The sequence below is a fragment of the Pseudomonas monteilii NBRC 103158 = DSM 14164 genome, assembly GCF_000730605.1.
Lineage (GTDB): Bacteria > Pseudomonadota > Gammaproteobacteria > Pseudomonadales > Pseudomonadaceae > Aquipseudomonas > Aquipseudomonas monteilii.
In genome coordinates, this window is sequence record NZ_BBIS01000066.1 from 1 (window position 1) to 19,497 (window position 19,497).

22 protein-coding genes and 1 pseudogene are annotated in these 19,497 nt (G+C 57.7%); 6 read left to right on the forward strand and 17 right to left on the reverse strand.

All coding sequences use genetic code 11. The features are described from left to right. The 5 genes from PM2_RS31415 to PM2_RS31680 form a co-directional block, all read right to left on the reverse strand. The coding region (locus PM2_RS31415) for a hypothetical protein (protein ID WP_138985814.1) at window positions 1-257 on the reverse strand (257 nt) is incomplete at its 3' end. 6 nt (window positions 258-263) lie between these two features. Further along, the gene (locus tag PM2_RS27160; protein WP_016487001.1) at window positions 264-716 is read right to left on the reverse strand and encodes a hypothetical protein; all 453 of its coding nucleotides are present in this window, start codon (window positions 714-716) and stop codon (window positions 264-266) included. An 18-nt stretch (window positions 717-734) separates the two neighbouring features. Next, the gene (locus tag PM2_RS27165; protein WP_004577598.1) at window positions 735-1,250 is read right to left on the reverse strand and encodes a hypothetical protein; all 516 of its coding nucleotides are present in this window, start codon (window positions 1,248-1,250) and stop codon (window positions 735-737) included. 12 nt (window positions 1,251-1,262) lie between these two features. Further along, a complete protein-coding gene (locus PM2_RS27170; protein ID WP_004577599.1) occupies window positions 1,263-1,505 on the reverse strand; it encodes a hypothetical protein in 243 nt (80 codons plus the stop codon). 11 nt (window positions 1,506-1,516) lie between these two features. Further along, window positions 1,517-2,248: a hypothetical protein gene (locus tag PM2_RS31680; RefSeq protein ID WP_004577600.1), complete on the reverse strand. Its 732-nt coding sequence runs from the start codon at window positions 2,246-2,248 to the stop codon at window positions 1,517-1,519. Window positions 2,249-3,335: 1,087 nt separating this feature from the next. On the opposite strand from PM2_RS31680, the gene PM2_RS27180 reads away from it, so the two are divergent. Genes PM2_RS27180 through PM2_RS27190 form a run of 3 tightly spaced genes read left to right on the forward strand, consistent with a single transcriptional unit; the run spans window position 3,336 to window position 5,501 of the window. Beyond that, window positions 3,336-4,130, forward strand: a complete 795-nt coding sequence (locus PM2_RS27180) for a hypothetical protein (RefSeq protein WP_024717476.1) — start codon at window positions 3,336-3,338, stop codon at window positions 4,128-4,130. A 1-nt stretch (window position 4,131) separates the two neighbouring features. Next, window positions 4,132-4,833 (forward strand): nucleotidyl transferase AbiEii/AbiGii toxin family protein, encoded by a 702-nt coding sequence (locus tag PM2_RS27185; RefSeq protein ID WP_004577602.1) that lies wholly within the window; start codon window positions 4,132-4,134, stop codon window positions 4,831-4,833. Then, window positions 4,830-5,501, forward strand: coding sequence for a PP2C family protein-serine/threonine phosphatase (locus PM2_RS27190; protein WP_004577603.1), 672 nt, complete (start codon window positions 4,830-4,832; stop codon window positions 5,499-5,501). The genes PM2_RS27185 and PM2_RS27190 overlap by 4 nt, the downstream gene beginning before the upstream one ends. A gap of 176 nt (window positions 5,502-5,677) precedes the next feature. On the opposite strand, the gene PM2_RS27195 is transcribed toward PM2_RS27190, so the two are convergent. The 11 genes and pseudogenes from PM2_RS27195 to PM2_RS27250 form a co-directional block, all read right to left on the reverse strand. Next, the gene (locus tag PM2_RS27195) at window positions 5,678-6,526 is read right to left on the reverse strand and encodes a hypothetical protein (RefSeq protein WP_004577604.1); all 849 of its coding nucleotides are present in this window, start codon (window positions 6,524-6,526) and stop codon (window positions 5,678-5,680) included. Window positions 6,527-7,005: 479 nt separating this feature from the next. Continuing rightward, window positions 7,006-7,827, reverse strand: a complete 822-nt coding sequence (locus tag PM2_RS27205; protein WP_233425965.1) for a hypothetical protein — start codon at window positions 7,825-7,827, stop codon at window positions 7,006-7,008. 160 nt (window positions 7,828-7,987) lie between these two features. After that, a complete protein-coding gene (locus tag PM2_RS27210) occupies window positions 7,988-8,221 on the reverse strand; it encodes a hypothetical protein (RefSeq protein WP_004577606.1) in 234 nt (77 codons plus the stop codon). Window positions 8,222-8,316: 95 nt separating this feature from the next. Continuing rightward, window positions 8,317-8,961, reverse strand: a complete 645-nt coding sequence (locus PM2_RS31360; protein WP_004577607.1) for a hypothetical protein — start codon at window positions 8,959-8,961, stop codon at window positions 8,317-8,319. A gap of 106 nt (window positions 8,962-9,067) precedes the next feature. Continuing rightward, window positions 9,068-9,253: a hypothetical protein gene (locus PM2_RS27220; RefSeq protein WP_004577608.1), complete on the reverse strand. Its 186-nt coding sequence runs from the start codon at window positions 9,251-9,253 to the stop codon at window positions 9,068-9,070. Between the two features lie 11 nt (window positions 9,254-9,264). Continuing rightward, a complete protein-coding gene (locus PM2_RS27225; protein WP_004577609.1) occupies window positions 9,265-9,606 on the reverse strand; it encodes a hypothetical protein in 342 nt (113 codons plus the stop codon). A 198-nt stretch (window positions 9,607-9,804) separates the two neighbouring features. Further along, window positions 9,805-10,146 carry a hypothetical protein gene (locus PM2_RS27230; RefSeq protein WP_004577610.1) on the reverse strand — a complete coding sequence of 114 codons (342 nt, stop codon included), beginning with the start codon at window positions 10,144-10,146 and terminating at the stop codon, window positions 9,805-9,807. 174 nt (window positions 10,147-10,320) lie between these two features. After that, window positions 10,321-11,883 (reverse strand): annotated as a pseudogene (locus PM2_RS27235) (DNA cytosine methyltransferase). 253 nt (window positions 11,884-12,136) lie between these two features. After that, entirely contained in the window at window positions 12,137-12,454 is a 318-nt protein-coding gene (locus PM2_RS27240; RefSeq protein WP_004577611.1) for a hypothetical protein, read from the reverse strand. 201 nt (window positions 12,455-12,655) lie between these two features. After that, the gene (locus PM2_RS27245; protein WP_016486995.1) at window positions 12,656-12,874 is read right to left on the reverse strand and encodes a hypothetical protein; all 219 of its coding nucleotides are present in this window, start codon (window positions 12,872-12,874) and stop codon (window positions 12,656-12,658) included. 254 nt (window positions 12,875-13,128) lie between these two features. Continuing rightward, window positions 13,129-14,019 (reverse strand): hypothetical protein, encoded by an 891-nt coding sequence (locus PM2_RS27250; protein ID WP_169739407.1) that lies wholly within the window; start codon window positions 14,017-14,019, stop codon window positions 13,129-13,131. A 1,262-nt stretch (window positions 14,020-15,281) separates the two neighbouring features. Here PM2_RS27250 and PM2_RS31930 point away from each other — a divergent pair. Beyond that, the gene (locus PM2_RS31930; RefSeq protein WP_369404170.1) at window positions 15,282-15,722 is read left to right on the forward strand and encodes a DUF5623 domain-containing protein; all 441 of its coding nucleotides are present in this window, start codon (window positions 15,282-15,284) and stop codon (window positions 15,720-15,722) included. 108 nt (window positions 15,723-15,830) lie between these two features. Here the strand turns inward: PM2_RS31930 and PM2_RS27260 are convergent, their stop codons facing one another. Next, window positions 15,831-16,193, reverse strand: a complete 363-nt coding sequence (locus PM2_RS27260; protein WP_004577615.1) for a hypothetical protein — start codon at window positions 16,191-16,193, stop codon at window positions 15,831-15,833. A 371-nt stretch (window positions 16,194-16,564) separates the two neighbouring features. Here PM2_RS27260 and PM2_RS27265 point away from each other — a divergent pair, with 371 nt between their 5' ends. Further along, entirely contained in the window at window positions 16,565-17,329 is a 765-nt protein-coding gene (locus PM2_RS27265) for an HpcH/HpaI aldolase family protein (RefSeq protein WP_033741050.1), read from the forward strand. Between the two features lie 21 nt (window positions 17,330-17,350). Beyond that, the gene (locus PM2_RS27270; protein ID WP_028700028.1) at window positions 17,351-19,456 is read left to right on the forward strand and encodes a TonB-dependent receptor family protein; all 2,106 of its coding nucleotides are present in this window, start codon (window positions 17,351-17,353) and stop codon (window positions 19,454-19,456) included. Window positions 19,457-19,497 lie beyond the last annotated feature (41 nt).

Genomic DNA, 19,497 nt, shown 5'->3' on the forward strand with positions numbered 1-19,497 from the left:
TAACAGTTCAGTTGCCAGCGGCCCATGGGCCAGGTCTTGTCGACGTGGGCCATGGCAGCTTCCTTGGTTTTGAAGCGCCGGCGCATCACCTGATCGGGATGGCCTGGGTCACTTCGATCACCTGTTATGTACGGCGCCCAAGCCAGCCAATAAGCCGCCTCGGGCTGGTCGTCTGCGCCGTGCGGTTGCGAGACACCGGCCAGGTCACTGCGAGTCCAACTACTTGGGCGAAACTCGCGCCATTGGGGCTCGGTCACGGGCATTTAATCCGGCTCGGCCGGGTGCGGATCTGGTTGGAACTGGGCGACGTAGCCAAGCACGGCCGCGACCCGCCGGCCGGTCGCGCTCCCTTTGTCGGTGCACTCGCGGTAGGCTTGGCCGCTCTGGACAATTTCCTCAAGCAGCTCGGCGGCCTTGTCCAGGTGCTGCTCGGTTTCGTTGGTGTGCTCGATAAGCTGTTGGTAAGCCTTTTGCGACTCACCATGGCGCCGGTCCATGGCCTGGACGATTTCGAGCAAGCGGTCTGTGCCGATTTCGTCGGTATCACCCAAGCAGAGCCGGTCGCCCTCATCCTGGGTGCATTGGCAATCGTCGGTCAGCACTTCCGAACTCCCGACCCAACCGCAAAGCTTGCACTCGACGGTGTAGTAGTTTCCCACCAGTGGTTCCTGGCCGATGCAGACCGGCATGCGTACCATCTTCTCAACGGTTCTCATCGTGACCTTCCTTGAATCTCACACCGGTTTCAGGTGAGGCGTTTTTGAGTCGGCAATCTGCACTTGCATCGCCGGTTGCATGGTCATCACATCGAAGCCCATTGACTCAAACCACTCGCGATTCATCAGCGAACGGGCTTCGGTTGGTACGTCGAAGAAACCGTTGTCCTCTGACCAGAAGCGGCAACTGACCGGGTGCAACAGATCGAGGTCGAATGAGCCGCCTGGATAGATGCACACGATCAGCTCCCAAGACGCATCAGGTGGCGTTGGCCACTGATACCCTGCTGGCGCTTTGCGTTCACGTTGCCCGCCTTCAAAGCGCCCTGAAAGGCCGTATACGAACGCACGCACCTGCCACATCGCCACCACGCGGCCTTGTGCTTTCTGATCGGCACAGACGCGCTGGAAAGCCTGACGCACCAATGGCTTTGGTAGGCCCCATACAAAGCAGGAAATGCCTTGCTGGTAGAAGGCCTCAAACCCCATTACCGGATACCCCGCTTCGTCGGTCGCTCGATCCAGATAGTTCATGGCTCATTTTCCCTAGTACGCGACCTGGGCGGCTTTGGCCAGGTCATTAAGTTGCTTGGACAGCGCCTCGCCGGCTGCCGTCAGGTCGTAGTCACCGTGCGAGAATGACACCAGCCCTCGCTTTCGCAGCGCTTCGCAGGTACGCACCCGCGCAGCGTAGGACAATGGGCCATGCACGCCGAAGTCATCCCAGCCCCAGCCGGTCCCCAGCTTCATCAGTACGGTTTTCATCGGCTCACTGAGCTTGGTGGTCATGATCGATATCCCTACCAGAATGGGGTCATAGGAACCCGCTCGGTCATGAGCTTGTCATTGCCATGCTCAGCACTGAATGCCTCGTATTTGGCGATATTTGCCTTGCAGAACGCTTCCAGCCCATCGGCTGCTAGGCGTGGCGAATAGGCATGGACAGGTTCCGCCGAATCATCCAAAAACTGCTCTGTGCCATCCGCATGGATCACTACGGGTACGCCCCCCAGCAGCACTTCAACATCGGTGATGAAGGGCGCAGTCTCGGCGCCACGGGGATCAAAAATCACCTGCCCCCCGGCCTTCATAGCTTCAAGCAGCAAATTGCGCCGGCCTTTGGATCGCTCGTATTCGATCACAATCACGCGACCATCGGCGTACACCTCAAAATCATTGCCGCATGCGTCGCAGGTGTCTGGCCTGCTAGGCCCATCCATCTGCCGGACCACAGCAATCTGGGTCGTGACCGTGTGCTGGCAGGCCGGACACGCAACGTCGAGCGTGCGGCCCGCTGGCCAAGGGTTTACCGCCGCAGTGAGCTTGAAACGGAAATCAGTGCGGCAGCCTGCACAGGTCACGCCGTAGGCGCGAATCGGCGCCAACGAAAAATGCCCCTGTGGGTCTTGCTGTCGCCAGGTCGAGGCATGGAACTCTTCGGTGGTATGGCAGTGCGGACAGGTCACATCAACGCTTGTCGCGTCGGGGTTGATTGGCTGGTGCACTTCGAGCAAATCGGACTCAGATGGCATGGTAGCTCATTTCCTTAGTACCACTAGATATTGTGTTGTGAGCAGCTGAAGAGGACACAAGATGTAGTGTCACAGCGTCATTTCCTTCATCGGATCAGAGGGAATGGAGTAGTTCACAGTCCAGCGACAAACGTGACTACTGATCAGACGCAGTGCCCCCTGCCGATCGTTTTGACCTGGGGCCGGCGCGAGCCCTGCTTCTTCAGTGGCGAAGTACGAAGCATGCGCAGCCGAATTACATTTTGGGCAGGGGATGTCACCGCCATGGCGCAAGGCGCCACCTGGTTCGTCGCAACTGTCCTCATCCCAAAGAAACCCATCAACACACTGCGCGTCGGGATAGGACGCACCGAAATGCCGACCTTGGTAATCGCAACCCAGAGCTATGCCAGTGATCACACACCCTCCTTAGCAATACCAAGCAAACCGATACATAACACGTATGCGTAATAAGATGATACCACATGTCGAGTGCTGGGGCAGACCAGGAAAGAGGGGGCAGATCATTTCAGGCCGGCAGTGCAGGCGTTGTAGCTTCACAGAAAAGCTGGCTTCACAAATAGTTGACCGGCCGGGCTCCAAACTAGGTCCCAGCGGTCACCATCAAGCCCGCCTCCGCGGGCTTTTTTTTGACTGGAACTCCTGCAGAAGCGCCCTCCTCCGCTAAGTAGGAAAAGGGCCGCCAATGGAGAGGCGTGGAGGATGGGGGCGGTGATGCGCTCCTGCGCACCTCATTCTTCGCTCATGCACTCAACCTAGCGCCACCGATAGGCGGCCTCTGCAGGGCTCACGCATGGGCCCCAGGCCCCTTTGTCGCTGACCCCAGCAGCAGCACTAAGCGACAGGGTATAGTTGACAAGACGAAATCTTATAAAAAACAAACGTCCACGATTCATGGAATGTGGACGAATGACATTTATTTTATTCCGGCACGTCAATATTTTTTTGACCATTTCTGATCGGCGGAGGAAATTTCTCAACCAGAATGCATTGAGCCCTTCCACGGATGCCGGCCTCTAGCCTGGCAACGAAGAATTTTCTTGACTATTTAATTAGTGCCAAGAGAATGTTGTCCACGATTCATGGAATGTGGACACGCGGAGAAAAGCCAGTTATGAAGAGTCAAGACATTTTGTTGCTTTTCAAAATGACTAGCCTGCACGCTCAAGAGGAAAACCTGTTTGGCCGTATGGAATTGGAATCTACCTCTGAGCATGTGAGAAACATTCTCAACCCAGAGCCCCGTTGGTTGGCGTCAGTTAGCGGCCCGGTAGGTGAGGTGCTGTCTCAGTTGCTGCCGAATGACGAAGACACGGTATTTCGGCCACAAGAACTCGATTCACCGATGGGCGATTCTGACCGATGGGAGGGCTGGTCGGATGTGGTGCCGTCGACCCCAGTAACGAGCTGGAGCGAAAACTATTCCTTGCGGGCGCTCTCTGCGTCGCTTGGCCTCAGTAAAAGTGAAGTCTCCAACGCCATGGCGCGTTGTCGCAATGCCGGCCTTCTTACCAGCGATTTCGACACCGGTCTTCCAAAGGTGAATCGACGTGAGTTGCTGAAGGTTGCCGAGCACGCTCTGAAGTACTTTTTTCCAGTAAAGCCAGGTGCAATCGTCCGTGGCATCCCTACCGGCTTTGCTGCGCCAGCCCTTTCGAAAAGCCTAAAAAGTGCTGGCGGACTGATACCTGTCTGGCCCGACCCACTGGGCAGCGAGCGAGGCCAGTCAATCGAGCCCCTCTACAAGACGGTGCCCGAAGCGGTAAAAATAGATAGGACCCTTTATCATTACCTCGCGCTTGTAGACGCGATCCGCGTTGGCGGCCCAAGGGAGTGTGGCGTGGCTGTCAACATACTGAAAGCAGGGATGGGGGTGAAGTAATATGGCATCGAATGCGGACCACAACTACGAGCTTATCTCGTTTGTGGCTGATGGTTTGGGCGACGAGTTTTTGGCTGAGTGTGCCTTTGTCGGTGGATGCACAACCGCTATGTTGGTCACCGATAGCGCAGTGCTGGACGACATCCGATTCACCGACGATGTCGACCTGGTGATCGAGCTAGCAGGCATTTCTGCCTGGGAAAAGCTTACAGTGCGTCTTGCAGCGAAAGGCTTCAAGATCACTGGGGAAGATGATGTGAACTGCCGGTTCAGGTTCAATGATGTCATCGTCGATGTGATGCCAAGCGACGCGTCTATTCTCGGCTACGCTAACCGCTGGTATGTAGAGGGACTGGCTCAAGCGGTACCATTTGAGCTACCTAGCGGTCGGGCAATTCGAATCTTCAAACCAGCATTCTTCTTGGCAACTAAGCTCGAAGCCTTCAGTGGTCGGGGTAACGGCGATCCGTACCATAAGGACGTCGAGGATATCATCATCCTCCTAGACGGACGCCCAGAGCTATTGGCAGAGGTCCGTGAAGCCGGCGAAGAGCTCAGGCAATACGTTGCCGAGTGTATTGGCGCTCTGGCAAAACTTAACGGCATCGATTATGCAGTTGAGAGCTCAGGCTCTGTTCGAGCCAACCCTGGGCGTGCCAAGCTCATTCATCAACGAATGAAAGACCTGAGCGCGCTCGCATGAGATATCAAACTAGGTCCGTAAAAGGGCATGACCGAGCAGCGAACCACGACTTTGCAGCCGCCGAGATCCATGGGGCACGAGGCCTTTTTGTCATTATGGATGGCACCTCGAAACCAGGCAGCGGTCAGCTTGCGCAAGGCTTGGCACAAGGCGTGATTAGAGCCTATCTGAGCAATGTAGCTCAGGGCGCAGATGACTCCAGCCCAGAACAAGTTCAACAATTGCTCAACGGTATCTTGGTGGATATGCACCGTCAGCTATTCACAAACCAGACTGGCACCACCAGCTATCTGATCGGTGTCGCATCCCAGGGCCTACTCACCGTTGCTTATGAGGGTGATTGCGCCTGTGGGATGGCTGGAAACGACGGCAATATCGAATGGTTTACTCCTCCACACTGCCAAGCAAACTGGAAGCGCGACAGATCGCACCGCGAATTGGCGTTGGATCCTGCACGCAATCTGGTTACCCGCAGCCTCAGAGCAACACGCGCTCCGAATCCTGATTTTTTACGCCAGCCGGCACCGGCGGGAACTCGTTTTGTCTTCGCCACAGATGGGTTCTGGGCCGAGCTCACTGAATCGCAGCAAGCTGCTGCGATCAATGAGCCAGCTGGGGACATTGCTGTCGTGAGTGATGATGTCACTTGGATTGACGTGAGAATGTGAGTCCTGCCGAGCCAACTATTGGGTGGATCAGATAGGCCTTTCTCATCTGATCTTTGAAAACTGATGGGGGCTATCGCCAAAGAATGACCTTGAGGCAGCTTTTGCTGAGCCTGCAGAGTCACCATTTTCGTGGCTCTACAGGCGTGCCTCCCCTGCCCTTTGCTTCAAGCCCCTGGTTAAATGCCTTGCGAGTTACGAAACGCACGGAATCGCTCGCAGGCTTCCTGCGACGAATCACCCAGGTGCCACAGCGTGCCTTCTGACGCTAGATAGGCCGAAGTCTCCTCTTCCCATAGCACGGCAAAGGCAGTCGTCGAGATGAGAAATCCATCGCATTTGCCGTCCATGACAGCATTCTGCAGCACGTTTCTGTGACTCTCAATAAACTCTGAATTGAACGCGCTCAGTACGCCTCTCGCATCAGCTTTGTTAGGACCACTCACGACTTTCCCGACAGGGACCAAATCGTCCAAATTGAGGGCAATGATTCCGCCATTGTTGAACGGTGCCAGCTGCCTAGCAGCATGGCTGACACGCTTCTCAACCCCGAGCGTTGACCAGATCTTCTTGCATGCGATCGGGTAATCGCCCATGCCGAAGTCAACCAGGATATCTGGCTCTGCAGCTTTGGCCGTAAGCCCACGGTTCTTCAAGTCGGAAAGCAGCACCAGCTCCCACAGAGCGTCTTTCCCTTGGTGAGAGTTGCTCCGATCGTGAGGCTGCATTACTCCGCCGGCCATGCGCTTGAGCGCCTCTTGAATCCCTGGTTCATCTGGCAAATTGGTGACTGCATCAGCGAGACGATTCACGTACGCCGCTTCCCACACCACCCGGTCATCCGGCTTCACCTGGTCAGCCCATGCCCGGCTCAGCTTGTCGGCCTGACTGAGCAACTGACAAAGCGCGCTCCCGGACCGAAGCCTGATGTTGCGCTGCACCAGCAAGGCCCTGACTTGCTGGGCTTTAGCAGCAATCTCTTCGTAGGTGTCTACCCAAGCCTTGCTCATAAGATCGACGGGCTTCACTTCACAGCTCCTTTGGAGATGGCTCATGGATTCACTGGAACAATGGCGGTGATAACTGATTCGAGCGCTGCTTTCACCAGTGGCAGAATGAGCTTTCGCCCATCAGCACTGTGCCAGACCGGTTGCCAACTCGCACCTTCAATGGAAGGGAGAACGAATTTGCCCGGCCTGCGCTAGCCGAGTACCTGTCGGTGCAGGCCGGCGGATGGCCTCAGGGCAGCTGGAGCGCCCCATTACCTGCATGGCTGGGCTGGATGTCTTTGAACCCGGGATGCTCCAGGTCGACAGTCAAGCTGCTCTCAGCGAAATCCTTTCCCACATACTTCTGTGCCCAGGACCGGCGCTGATCCGGCGTTCTGCATGCACACGCACGCTCGTGGCGGCTGAGCCAGGCCTTGCAGAGCCTCTGCATGTCGCGCTTGAAATCGGAGACCAGTCGATACTCAGCCCCACAGTACGAGCACTGAGCAGTTCCAGTGTTATGTGCCATAAATCATTTCCGAGTGACGGGCGCCCGAAGGCCCGCCCTGCTTCTGGTGATATGCATCTTGGCGCAGGACCGCCCGTACTGCACGAGTTCGCGAGGACTCAAACGGGTTGTCCGGTGGCGCTTGCCGCAAGTCCTTTGCAGCCAGGCTGATTTGCCTGATGCGGGATCGCAGCCAGTTGGCATCTGCCGTGTAAATGGCATCGGGATTGTTGGCCAACAGGGCGCGCAGTTTATCGCCTAATTCGGCGTTGATCACCACTCGTCCCAGCAGGTGAAAGTCGTGATGGTGCAGGGTTGCACAATCCTCAGCACTCATGGCCGCTAGATTGGATGGAATCCCCGCGCAGAACTGATCTGTTTGAAAGATACGCTTGGCATGCGCCAGCATCACACCCGCGGAGAGCTCCCCACACTGCAAGGGAATAATCACACGAGCGCCGGCCGTGATCCACGTGCGCACTCGCTCTGCATGCACAGCCCACAAGTCGAGGGTTGCCGATTGGTCACCAATGATGTCCGGCGCCACGATGCTAAGAGACCCCGGGAAGTCTGTCCGCGCCAGCACGCATTCGTACGTGAAAAACACTTTCCCCCAGCTCACGAGCTCGCCCTTCTGGAAGGCTGAAAAGGCTCCGGAGTCGATGAACACGGCACCTCCTGCATTCAGGTGCCGGGGAAGCTTGCCAAAGATTTTCAGGCTATCCAGCAACGTTGCAACTACCCCTACCGGGACACCCTCATCAACCGCAGCTCGCAGGTCCTGAGAACTGGACATTCCAGAATGAAAGGCAACGCTCCAGGTCAATGGCATGATCTTGCTTCCCCCTGCTGCGCACGCGAACCCCGCGGCGCTTACACGGCATCGACCCAGCTCGATGGCTGGGGATGCGTGGTTCAGGGAGATCTAGATGTGCACCGCAGTTTGATCGTTCGTGATGCGGACCTGGCCTGCTACAGAACAAGGTGGATGATCAATCCAGCCCCCGTAGGCTGCTAAGTCCATAGTCATCGCGCAAGATCCGCAGCTGCTCCTTGTCCATTTCGTCCAGGGCCGAGCAATTTGCGTCGGCTAGGCCCTGCCGCCGCAGCAGATCAGCTGCATCACCTCTGTCATAGATGTAGCGCGACAGGTCCGCGGCGGCGAGGAGAATACCGACCTGCAGCTGAGTCGGTTTGTTGCGAGGCTTGCGCTTGGCGACAGCCATGAGGATGTCCTCGATCGTGGTGTGAGCCGGTCAGGCCCTGGGTGGATGTACCGGACAAGGCCGGCGCGGGCCGTACTGAGGCGGGCAAGTGCAGCTCATGCCTTCGCGAGCGCCTCGACCAGAAGCGCATCGAACTCGTCCACCGCCAGCGGCACCCAGCGATCTTCGATCAGCTGGTCGTGGTACCACTTGAGACCCACGTAGGACACCCGCACACAAACGCCGCCCAGTATTACCAGTGGCACCTGGCGTACAGACGCTGGCAGGATTACCGGGGGAATGTCAGCAGCAGAGGCCTTCACAGCGAGGTTTTCCATCGCCTCACGCAGGGCGACGGCGCTGACCTTCTGGGCCTGAGAGTTGCCAGATAGGGCAGTACGCAGAGTCTCGACGGCGGAGCAGGACCCGCGGTCATCGCCATTGCACCGCGCCACAAAGTCGTCAAGCCACAGCAGCGCCTCTTCAACATCGCCAGCACAGGCCGCCGTTTGAGTGTCATCACCAGGCTGGCTCTGAGCGGACTGCGACGCCCCTTGCTCGGTGAGCCATGCCGCTACGTGGTCGGCGCTCATTACTGCCAAGGTTTCCGAACAATTATCACAGCCCAGAACCAGCTGGCAGCGAATGTCGCTGGTGCGCAGTCGCCCGTGCTGCGCATCACTGATGTTCTGGTTGTATGTCTGCCAGCTCAGGGCCTTGCTTCCGCACTCGCGGCATTCGGTAATCTTAGTGATGCTCATGCTGTGCCTCCTGCAGGCGTTCGACATCTGGCAGCAACTGCGCCAGCGGGTCAGTGATGAAACTGTCTTATCGCGGGTACCGGACCGGCGAACCGGGTCGATGTGATTAGGCTGGGCCGCGTGGCACTTCGTAGTACGAGCTGCGCAGCCGGTTCACGGTATAGCCGCGGCGGCGCAGCGCCTCGACAACCGAAGGGCCGTTGCCGGTGTTGCGGCCAGTTGCAAAGCGCAGAGTGACCCCATGTGCCTTGCAGTGCTTGAACTCTTCAATCAGGCGCTCAGTGTTGGTCATGATTCGTCCTCCTACGCCGCCGCCAGGCAGTCGTTCCAAAGTTGTGGGTCCGCGTACATGAAGTAACCGGGCTTGTCCGGATTGGCCACGCAACGCCCACCCTTCTGCCGGTACGTTTGGTAAGCCCGGGCAACGCGAGACTTCTGCACCTGATCTAGCCGGCGTATCTCCGCCTTAATCTCCAGGTCGAGCGTGAAGCCCTTCGCTGGCGCCATGGCGCAGGTTGTGCCGAAGTGACGTATCTCGTTGGTTTCGCAGTCCTCGATCCAAACCACACGCTTGAGGCCTTGCTTGCCGCAACATTCGCAGTGCGATTTGTCGTCGTTGATCCCGAGAAATTTGAAGCGGCTCATGGCGTGCCCTGATGAGTGACTGAGCCAAAAAGTTAAACTATAGGGCAACAAATAGCAATAAAGATTAAACTATATGGCAACCTTTTTCTTCCACGCGAAGCCTTGCTCAAATCGCCGGTTTCACATCAGTCCGTGAGAAAAGCTCAACATTTCACAGTGAAAAGCCCTGAACGCAGTCCAGGGCCTCAAACGGCTGCCTTACCGGCCAAACACACGGTCAAGCACAGGCCTTGACTCGATGATCGCGGTACCCAGCTCATCGACGGTCGTAGCGCCCGTCAGGCGGTTCTCGACTGCGGACAGGTCGGTAAGCAGCTCGTCGTTGCCACCCTCCTTGTAGAGCGTGCTCTGCACAGCTTCGAAGGTCCGCAGCAGATCGCGGTGGGTGTCCTGGAAGTTGCTTTCACTGCCAGAGACGGTTGCCTGGGCCCAGCTGGTGAGCGGGTGGTGGCGAGCCTCCACCTTACCGGGGCCGAACATGCGGTCGTAGGAGCCCTGCACCAGGCCTTCAATCAAAAGGCCGTTGTTTCTGTCATCCATTCGTATGCTTCTCATCGTGATGACGTGATCGTCACGTCGTGGTGATGATGCCAGGCGCACCCGGCATCGGTTTCGCCGATCAGCGGCAGCTCTGTATCGGCGGTCTCTAAAGGGTCTTCAGCATGGGGCACCGGCTGAGCTGGCGCCCAAGCCGTAGGCCTAGGTCGATCAGCCTCATTCTGTCGCCAGCTGCGACACGCTCAGGCCTACCGCGACGGGCCGTACCCAGACGGGCATGCTGCTGAGCATGAAGGTTTCCCCTTGGGCTGCCAGCAGCAATGTCGTGCCCATGACATGCCCAATCGCCTCCGCCGCCGCCGGCGGAACGGCGTTGCCAATCCGCTCGCGCCAGGCCTGATCGCTCAAACCGTCCAACTCCAACTGCTCCTCGGGCTCGACAAGGCTTTGCAGCGCTGCCAGTTCCAGAGTCGTGAAGGGGCGGTGCCAGGTCCCGTCGAGCGACTCGATAATGCAAGTGAGCCTGTCGTTGGCCTCTGGGAGCCGGGGATCGGCTACGCTCCAACGGCCGTTGTCATGCTTGGCGCTTGCAGAGACGGCTCCCGCTGAGCCCTGCCACGGCACCACGCCGTAATGCCCGCCAGTCAGGTAAGCGTCGCCCTTTGTGCGTTTCATGGCCGGTCGGGGATCGGCGACGCTGAATGTGCCTTGTCCTGGGCTTTTAACTCCAATGACGGCACCGCTGGTGTCCTGCCATCGGCGAACACCATACTGCTGGTACTGCAGGGCGCCAGCTTTGGCTCGCGGATCTGCAACCGAGAACGCTCCGTTTGTTGGGTTCGATCGGCCAGCCACCGTGCCCATGCTGTCATTCCAGCCATGTACTCCCATGTATCCCGATCGGTACCCTGGAACAATGATCAAGTCGCGCAGGTAACCATCCTGGATCGCGAGATCATTCAGGCTGCGCCAGTCTTTTCCGGCTTCGACCAAGGCCAGGCGGACCCAAGTTTTCCATTGCAGAGCCGGCACCCGGTGCATAGGGCCAGCCTGCTCGATATCGCCGGCCAGAGGCATGCGACCGAGGATGTCACCTACAGCACGAAGGCTCTTCTTCTCTGGCTCATACAGGAACGACGGCACCTTCTCGACGTGGCGAGCCACCAGCAGGAATCGCTTGCGGCTTTGAGCCAATCCGCCGATGACCCCACAGTCATGGGTGGTTTCGGCGACGGCATATCCATAGTGGCTTAGCAGAGCGCCGATCTGGTCCAGCAGATGGCGGCCACGATTGGCCAGGCGTGGGACATTCTCGAATACCAGCATTGGTACAGGGTCATCCCGCCACGCCTCCGCCATCAGCCAGATACAGCGCAGAGTCAGCTCGTTCAAGGCCTGGTACTTCGGGGTCAGGCTCATCTTCTCCGACAACAACCCGCTGGCGCCCTTGCATGGGGAGCTGATGAAAACGGTGTCGGGCCGGCGGTTCTGGGCCGCACGGCGGATGTCCTCTGGGAGTGCCTCCCGCCATCCGGCTGGCGGCTCCTTTCCGTGGAAGCGGATCTACTGATCACGTGTGAAGAGATCCAACAGCGTGCCTTCAACACCGGACAATCGCTTGAAATCGGCGAGGCCGGCCGGGTCAACGTCAACGCCTCCCAAGCACTCCCATTCAGCTTGCACGTTACCGACGATGGGCTTTGCCCGGTTGAAGCCCTTGGCGCCCCCCCCCAAGCCGCAGCAGAAGTGGAAATGGGTGAGGATTTTTTTGATCAGCATGCAATGTCCTACGAGAGTTGAGTGGCGCCCGCCAGGTAGACTGGCTCCCCTGGTTTACCTACGGACCGGACCAAAAAATTAAACTATAGGGCAACCTTTATCAATATTTATTAAACTATATGGCAACTTTTATCTTCGTCCAAAACGATCTCCGTGGGTTATGCTCTCCCCTGGAGGCCAAAAAAAATCCGGCCAGTAATGGCCGGATTGGGTGTAGCGTTCGTGAGCTCAGCGCGGTGCAACGAAGCGCAGGCTAAAAGGGCGGGTTCCTAAGATAGTCGCAGTATTGCGCGTCCAGCAGAGCCGCTGGTGAAGGCTCGATCGCAATCAAGGTCCATTTACCATCGATACACCGGCCTACCTCCCCATAATTGAGACCGGGCAAGTCGTAGCTTCGCTCGATCGTTGCCCAGTCCTCGGGGTACTGTGCTTTGAAGGCCTTCCGGAAAGACTCGTTGCCGTAACTGCCCATGATGGTTACGACAGCAGAGAACTTCTCATCTCGATCGCTGATCAGCTCTATTGAGCTGGCCATCAGTTTGGGTGCCGCCTGTTCGTTGGGTGTGCGCATGCCATGATCTCCATTGGCAAATATCTGCCAAAAGCAGCCTTGTATCGGTGCGATGTCGACAGCCCCATCGCATTCTCTGGTCAACTCGAAATGGGCAACACCAGCCGATAACGAAACCTGGCGCCACAGTGCACACTGAACAAGAAGGGGTCGGCACCTATCGCGAGCTCCGATCCTTGGCCGTTGGGCCTCTGCAGTTCCCTATTCCTCCCGGTCGAGCTCAGGCGTTCTGTACGTTTTCCACTGCAGCAGCGTGTACCGCCCGAGCTTCACCTTCGTCTCGGTTACCACCTGGCCAAAGGCGTAGTTACCGACCTCGGTCACCCAGACCGAGATCAAGTTCTGCCCCAGGCCGGCCCCGAATAGCCGCTGCAGCAGTGTGCGCCGGGTAGGCGCTTCTGCGAGTGGGGTATTGCTCATAGTCCACCTCAGTAAGCCGTTGTCCCGATGACGCCGAAATGTGCCATCGCTAGTGTCAGTTGCCAGCCCCGTATCCCTCCCGCGGAAACGCTGGGCTGGCGCACATTCGAAATGTGCCATCGTTAGTTTCTGGTGGTTCGTATGGCACATTTGGTCAAGTCAGTAGCAGAAGGGCCCGCCAAACTGCCACGTGCACGACTAGAGTACATTTGTTCTCCTAGCGCCAGCAGCTGATCCTTCAGCCGCCCGATCGTTCAAAGGAAGACAGTGGGAGCATGCGCCTTGGCCTTCCCCCTTCTTGGCCGCGGGGAGCTCTTATTCTGTTCGGTCTTGCGCCCGTTCCCAGAGCTGCTCAAGTTCACGCCGTAGAGCTCACACAAGCTCGCGAGCTGCTCGGCCGGTATCAACCGGTGCATCTTGCTGAGCCGCAGCAAGATGGCCTTCGGGGTGCGCTTGTGTGCGGTGGCAAGCGTGTCGATCGCTTCGCCATTCCGGTATCCCGCAATGAGCCGCTGGTCTTCGTCATCGGTCCACTTGCTGCCCTGGGCCGTCGACTCGGTGCTCCCACTGGCAGTGCGGCTTGCTTTTGCCGGCTGCTGCACAGGCTCGGCTTCCCGTGCTGGCGCCTGCGCCAGCTGCACTGGAGCGGCAGGAAGTTCTGAATCAAGTACCGTCGACAGCATGGCCAACCACCTGGTGCGATCGGTGTCCCGTGAGTGGTGGAAGCCAACGCTGCCGATCACCACCATGGGGTTCACGTTCAGCGCTGCAGCGATCTGCCACGCGTGATAGTTGTCCAAGAGATCCTTGCCGGTGCGCCAGCGGGAGAACTGGGTCTGGCTGACACCGAGAAACTCTGCAGCCGAGACATCGCCATGAAACCCTTTGACCACCTTCAGCTGGTCGAGCCAGTTAGCAGCGGTCTTGACCAACTTCACATGTGGACTATTCGTCTGGTTCGAGAATGGCGTCGACCGCTTGGCTCGCTGCGACAACGCTGCGGCTCCCGCAGCTGCGGCCAGGCGTAAGTTTGCAGTGATCGGTACACGCTCATCACCGCACTCAATCCCGGCTTCGTCCAAGCCGGCCGACAGGTTGATCAGGATCGCGATGGATCGATTCGTCATCTCATCTTGTTTGGCCATGCCCCCTCCCCTGGATCCGCTGAGGATCGCTACATGCTGCCCCGGGATACCGAGGGCCGCCGCCTGAAAATGAATCATAACGGCAAAAATGATTCTTCACACGTACCTATATGCTAACAGATGCAAATCAATCTCATCAGAGATTGTCAGATCCGCGTGTGGAGGGGCGGATCGCGGTGACGATCTGCAAGTGACTCACTAGCCCATCTGATCCGTTCATGTGTTTGGTCTAGTCAAAGACTCAATACGCAGCTTAGAATCTGCTGTGGCGCCCAGCAGACGCCCGCTACCCGTCCTCGCGAAGCTGCACGAGCAGCACTGCCAACTAATCAAACTTCGGACCATGACTTTGGCCCTGGTGCATAGCGGTGGACGGGTGACGCTGCAACAAGTAGGGCCGGAGAGAACTCGTGGCCACCGAAAACACTCGACCTACCACCCTTGCGGGTATCAAGCGCGTAGCCAAACTCATCAAGTAAAAGGAGAGCATCCCGCATCATGCTGCTCTTGATGAAGCGGCGCATAAAGCTGGATTTCACAACCTGCGACATGCCCAGTCAGTTCTAGGCAGACCCGCCCAGCTACACCAAGCTTTTGTCACTTTCTACTGGAAAGAGCACGGCAAAAGTCCAGAGCCCTTTCAGGATGGCCCAGTCCTGCGATCAGGGCGGACCACCCTTTCATTCCGGCTGCCCTCCCCGTTGAGGGAACTCCTGCCCCGACGGTCAATTGAAAGGACAACCTACTTGTCCAGTTTTCGGTTGGAGGCGGACGACCATCTCGAACGTAGAATGGATTCAGTGGACTGGTACGAGGGCCTGAAGATGGCACAACGGGCCGCACGCGCACTTAATTTCATGGCTGTGACAGGGCTACGAGCCCCTTCTGCTAACGAGATGGCAGGACCAAGCCTGGTTCTCTCCGAGTATGCAGACCACCGCTCTCACTGGTACGACGATGAGTCAAAGTGCATTGTCATTCTGGATGAGCCGTACCCGCACTTGCTCCAAGATGAAATCGACTGGGCAGAAGAGCACGGGTTTCATACGGTAGGTGTACGTTGGAGGGGCGTCTATTCCGCCAGCAACACACCACGCCTACATTCGGTATCGAAAACTCTGATCTCACGCTTGGCCAAGAAGCTCAAAGCCTTGGAGACCAGGTTAAAGGTTGAGGAATGGACACACGAGACCCAGCCATACGAAAGCTCATTCATCAGCCCGGCTAGAACTCTCAGCGGAAAGCGGAAGCTACCAAGGATGATGCCAGCCCCTGAAGGTGTAGAGCGGGCCGGAGCTGTGCCATGTGGCCCCGGTGAGCCAGGTTATCGCTCACGTTGGCGACCTGCTCGTCGCATGGACCTAGATAAGCACTTACAGATTGGCCCTATCCTGGAGAGACTCACGTTATCAACGGGCTTGGGCTTAGAGTCTGGACTAACCCGTATCCGCCTGACCCTGAACAAATGGTTTGAGGAGGAGTACAAGGATGCAGACCTTCCCGACAAGCAGATGCGACAGGACTACTACTCACCTGCCCCTACCGCCATCAAAGGAGCTGCAGATGCCCTGGCAGAGCTCGCGGTGGTCAGACAGATCGTTGTAGTAGGGTACCAAGACTGCAAACCCAAGAGAGATCTCTTGGACCGCATTGGTAGGTGCGAACAGCAAGTCCAGCGGTCCGATTCCCGTAGAAACCCGTAGCCTCCTGCTTCACAGCCGGCCTCCAACAACGAAGCCCGCCAAGGCGGGCTTTGCGAGCTATGTGAGGCATCAATGATGCCGGGGCTTGGGTGTACCTGGTACGAATTTTTAGACCTTTGGGGCAAAGCCGCCTAGTTCGAGCACATGCCCGGCCTTCGACACATCAACACTTTCGGTGCGCCCGTCTTGGAATCGAAAATCAACGTGCTGCGGTGGGACTTGAGCATCGTCGGCCAGCTCAATGTCGAAAATGGCCTTGGCTGGTTCATCCCAAACCAGCGCGAAGGCTTCGATGATCTTCTGCCGGAACGCTTCAAGCACTGCCTGGCGATTTTCAGGTGCCAGGGCATCGAGGTCGATTAAGAAATCGCCCGCCGCATGGATTTCTGCACCTTCGCCATCGAGGCCGACTGAACGGTCCCCTTCAGTCGAAACGAGCACGGACGCGACCTTGCCACCTAAAATACCCATTGCCTATCTCCATGAATTGAGCCGCAAAACGCGCCCTCTGGTACTGCATTTATGCTGACCAATTATGTAAACAAATCTTGTTAGACAACGAAAAATAAGGCCCTTGGAGAGTCAAGGTTTCTAAAAAGTGGAAATTAATACCCGAGATTCGACGAGGTGTTTACAAAACTCAGAAATCGCCCCAGCCCCCCCTCATATGCCATCGGGGGAGTCGTGGCGGGAATCCGGGGCGAATCAGTGAACAGCATTACACCAAGAACGGGATTTTTATGAGGACCATCACGAATATCACGAATCGGCGACTAAAAATGTTTACTTATGATTGTGAATGATTATTATTAACGCGCATCCACCCTGAAGGATATGCGTCAGTGATACGAACCTCTCCGGTGTTTTCCCGGTTACAAGCAGGGAACAACGTCTACGGCTTGCTCAATTCTCTACCTTCACCGATGCTCTGCGAAATGCTCGCGTTTGCGGGCTACGACTTCGTGATTCTCGATCTTGAGCATTTACTGCGCTCCGAAGAAGACATCATGCATTGTGTCCGCGCGTGTGAGGCCGCTGGCATTTCGCCTTGGTTGCGCATACCTCAAGTGGACGAAAAACTGATCGGTCGGGCACTGGATGCCGGTATCGAAGCCATCGTACTTTCACGCACCGAAAGTGCTGCGCAAGTTCAGCGCGCCATCGAAGCGGCCTTCTTCCCCCCCCTGGGGAAACGCGGAATAACCGGTGGCCGTATTACCGGATTCGGTCGCCTGCCCTTACCCGAATACATTGATCTGGCCAATCGCCAGACGCCGATTATTCCCATGATCGAAAGCAGCGCCGGGGTCGACGCTCTCGGCGAAATCCTGCAACTGCCGGGCGTCGGCATGATTATGGAAGGCGCACTGGATCTGTCGCTCGATCTCGGTCTGGGACCCGACCCTCTCAATCCCCAAGTCTGGCAAACGCTGCAATACATGGCTGATGCCTGCCTCAGCGCCGCAATACCATTCTGCGCAAACCCCCGCACTGCTGAACAGAACACGCTGTGGCGCGCTCGCGGGGTCCAAAGCTTTCTGGCCGGTGAAGACCGGGGATTGCTGCATAACGCATTGAAAGCCCGCCTGCATTCTCTCCAACAGTAAAAATGAGCCAACGTAGTCCACATGAAAACAACAAACTCCCTACATTTTTCACTCAGTCTTATCACTTTGGGCATCTGTCACAGTGCCATGGCCGCCGATCAATCCGTCGAACTGTCCACCGGACCTGCCAACGGCCTGTCACTGGCGCCCGTGGTGATTCAGGGTGACGTTCTCGGCACGGCCAGCGATCAGGAGGTGCGTACCTATGCCGGCAGCCGCAGCGTTGTCGACTCCAGCGAACTGAAAAAAGCCAGCGTCCGCGGTGTGGACGACGCGCTGCAACGGGTACCGGGCATCAAGATCTTTGACGAAACCGGCACCGGCGCCTTGCCACAGATATCGGTACGCGGTCTGTACGAGAGTCGTAGCGGCCGGATTCAAGCGTTGTCGGATGGCATTCCACTAGCACTGGCGCCGTACGGCCAGACGGGTCTGTCGCTGTTTCCAGTGACCATGGCCACTGTAGACCGTATTGATGTCGTGCGTGGGGGCGCAGCGGTGCAATACGGTCCGAACAACGTTGGCGGGGTGATCAACTTCATCAGCAAGCCGATTCCGCGCGAGTGGGAAACCACTCTGCAGGAGAAGTTGACGTTCAACGCTGGCGGGCGCCAGTTGTGGGACAACTATGTGGGCACCGGCGGCTACCTGACCGACAACTTCGGCCTGCAACTGGACCTCAATACCCTGGGGGGCGAATACGGGCGCGAGCACTCCGAGACCGATGTGCAGAACTACCGTCTGCGCGGCCAGTGGAACATCGACGACGATCGCGATCTGAGCTTCGGTATCCAGCACTACAAGGCCGATATGGACCTGGCCGGAGCACTCAGCGTGCAGGATTACAAGGATGATCCACGGCAATCGACGCGTCCGCTGGACCGCTTCGAGGGCGACACCAATCGCGTGTGGGGCACCTACACCCAGCGCCTGGGCGCCATGGGGCCGTTCGACTCAGTAGAATACAGCTGGACCAACTTCGCCCACGACAGCTACCGCAACTTCGTGGTCGGCCTGCCGTTCACTCCGGACGGTACGGCGGTGACCAAACAGGACGGCCCACGCGACTTTAAAGTCTGGGGCACGGAGCCGCGCATCAGTGCCACTATCGATGGCGACACGGTTGGCCAGACCTGGTTGCTGGGCGCCCGTTATGTCAGCGAAGACATCGACTACAAGGTCAACCGCCAGCGCGTCGCTACCGGCGTGACGACGCCGTTCCGGGACTGGAAGTTCGATGACGACGCCCGCGCGTTCTACCTCAGCAACGCCATCAGCCTGCTCGATCATCGCCTGACCATCACCCCCGGCGTGCGCTACGAAAACGCCCGCATGGATTACGCAGACGGCATCACGGGGTTCTCGCGCGAGAACAAATCCGAAGAATGGCTGCCGGGCCTGACTGTTGGTTATCAGGCGACCGACGCCTGGTACGTCTACGCCAACGCCCAGAAGTCCCTGCGTCCACCGCAAGTCACGCAGATCGTTAAGGAAGGCGATGTCGGCGCCGAACTGGCGTGGAACTACGAGACCGGCGTGCGCTATACGCCATGGGACGGCATGCGCGTCGACTTCAACTTGTACCGCATCGATTTCGACGACCAAATCAGCTACAACGCCACGACTGACCGCTTCAATAACCTTGGCAGCACACGTCACCAAGGTTTCGAGAGCGAGATTTTCTGGACGCCGCAAGCTCTACCTGATCTGGACCTGCACGCCAGCTATGCGTACCTCGATGCCAAGCAACGCAACGGCACGTTCAAGGACAACGAGGTGCCTTTCGCTTCGCGCAATCAGTTCACGGTTGACGGTCGTTACCGTTTCGCCGAGCACTGGACCTACAACCTCGACGGCTTGTACGTCAGCAGCGCGTACACCGATGCCGCCAACTCCGGCGATGAAAACGCCACTGCCAGCGTAGGCAAACTGCCTGCTTACTGGCTCTGGAACACCGCCCTCGAGCGTGAGTTCAAGCTGGCAGACAAGAGCGTCCTGACCGCGTCCGCGGGCATCAGCAACCTGTTCAACCGCGAGTACTACTTCCGCGGCATCGACACCAGTCCATGGGGTCGTCAACCCGCGCCCCAGCGCTCGCTCACTCTAGGCGTCAACTACCGCTTCTAAACCGCGCACTTGCGCCCCTGTAAACCAGTTGCCCGATCCCC

Bases quoted from the DNA above. Each gene is read 5' to 3' on its own strand.
- PM2_RS27210 (WP_004577606.1), bottom strand. From the start codon at position 8,221: ATGGCTGTCGCCAAGCGCAAGCCTCGCAACAAACCGACTCAGCTGCAG.
- PM2_RS27245 (WP_016486995.1), bottom strand. From the start codon at position 12,874: ATGAGCAATACCCCACTCGCAGAAGCGCCTACCCGGCGCACACTGCTG.
- PM2_RS27270 (WP_028700028.1), top strand. From the start codon at position 17,351: ATGAAAACAACAAACTCCCTACATTTTTCACTCAGTCTTATCACTTTG.
- PM2_RS27190 (WP_004577603.1), top strand. From the start codon at position 4,830: ATGAGATATCAAACTAGGTCCGTAAAAGGGCATGACCGAGCAGCGAAC.
- PM2_RS27170 (WP_004577599.1), bottom strand. From the start codon at position 1,505: ATGACCACCAAGCTCAGTGAGCCGATGAAAACCGTACTGATGAAGCTG.
- PM2_RS31930 (WP_369404170.1), top strand. From the start codon at position 15,282: ATGCCAGCCCCTGAAGGTGTAGAGCGGGCCGGAGCTGTGCCATGTGGC.
- PM2_RS27220 (WP_004577608.1), bottom strand. From the start codon at position 9,253: ATGACCAACACTGAGCGCCTGATTGAAGAGTTCAAGCACTGCAAGGCA.
- PM2_RS27260 (WP_004577615.1), bottom strand. From the start codon at position 16,193: ATGGGTATTTTAGGTGGCAAGGTCGCGTCCGTGCTCGTTTCGACTGAA.
- PM2_RS27160 (WP_016487001.1), bottom strand. From the start codon at position 716: ATGAGAACCGTTGAGAAGATGGTACGCATGCCGGTCTGCATCGGCCAG.
- PM2_RS27240 (WP_004577611.1), bottom strand. From the start codon at position 12,454: ATGCGCACACCCAACGAACAGGCGGCACCCAAACTGATGGCCAGCTCA.
- PM2_RS31360 (WP_004577607.1), bottom strand. From the start codon at position 8,961: ATGAGCATCACTAAGATTACCGAATGCCGCGAGTGCGGAAGCAAGGCC.
- PM2_RS27165 (WP_004577598.1), bottom strand. From the start codon at position 1,250: ATGAACTATCTGGATCGAGCGACCGACGAAGCGGGGTATCCGGTAATG.
- PM2_RS31680 (WP_004577600.1), bottom strand. From the start codon at position 2,248: ATGCCATCTGAGTCCGATTTGCTCGAAGTGCACCAGCCAATCAACCCC.
- PM2_RS27230 (WP_004577610.1), bottom strand. From the start codon at position 10,146: ATGGATGACAGAAACAACGGCCTTTTGATTGAAGGCCTGGTGCAGGGC.
- PM2_RS27180 (WP_024717476.1), top strand. From the start codon at position 3,336: ATGTGGACACGCGGAGAAAAGCCAGTTATGAAGAGTCAAGACATTTTG.
- PM2_RS27225 (WP_004577609.1), bottom strand. From the start codon at position 9,606: ATGAGCCGCTTCAAATTTCTCGGGATCAACGACGACAAATCGCACTGC.
- PM2_RS27205 (WP_233425965.1), bottom strand. From the start codon at position 7,827: ATGCCATTGACCTGGAGCGTTGCCTTTCATTCTGGAATGTCCAGTTCT.
- PM2_RS27185 (WP_004577602.1), top strand. From the start codon at position 4,132: ATGGCATCGAATGCGGACCACAACTACGAGCTTATCTCGTTTGTGGCT.
- PM2_RS27250 (WP_169739407.1), bottom strand. From the start codon at position 14,019: ATGGCCAAACAAGATGAGATGACGAATCGATCCATCGCGATCCTGATC.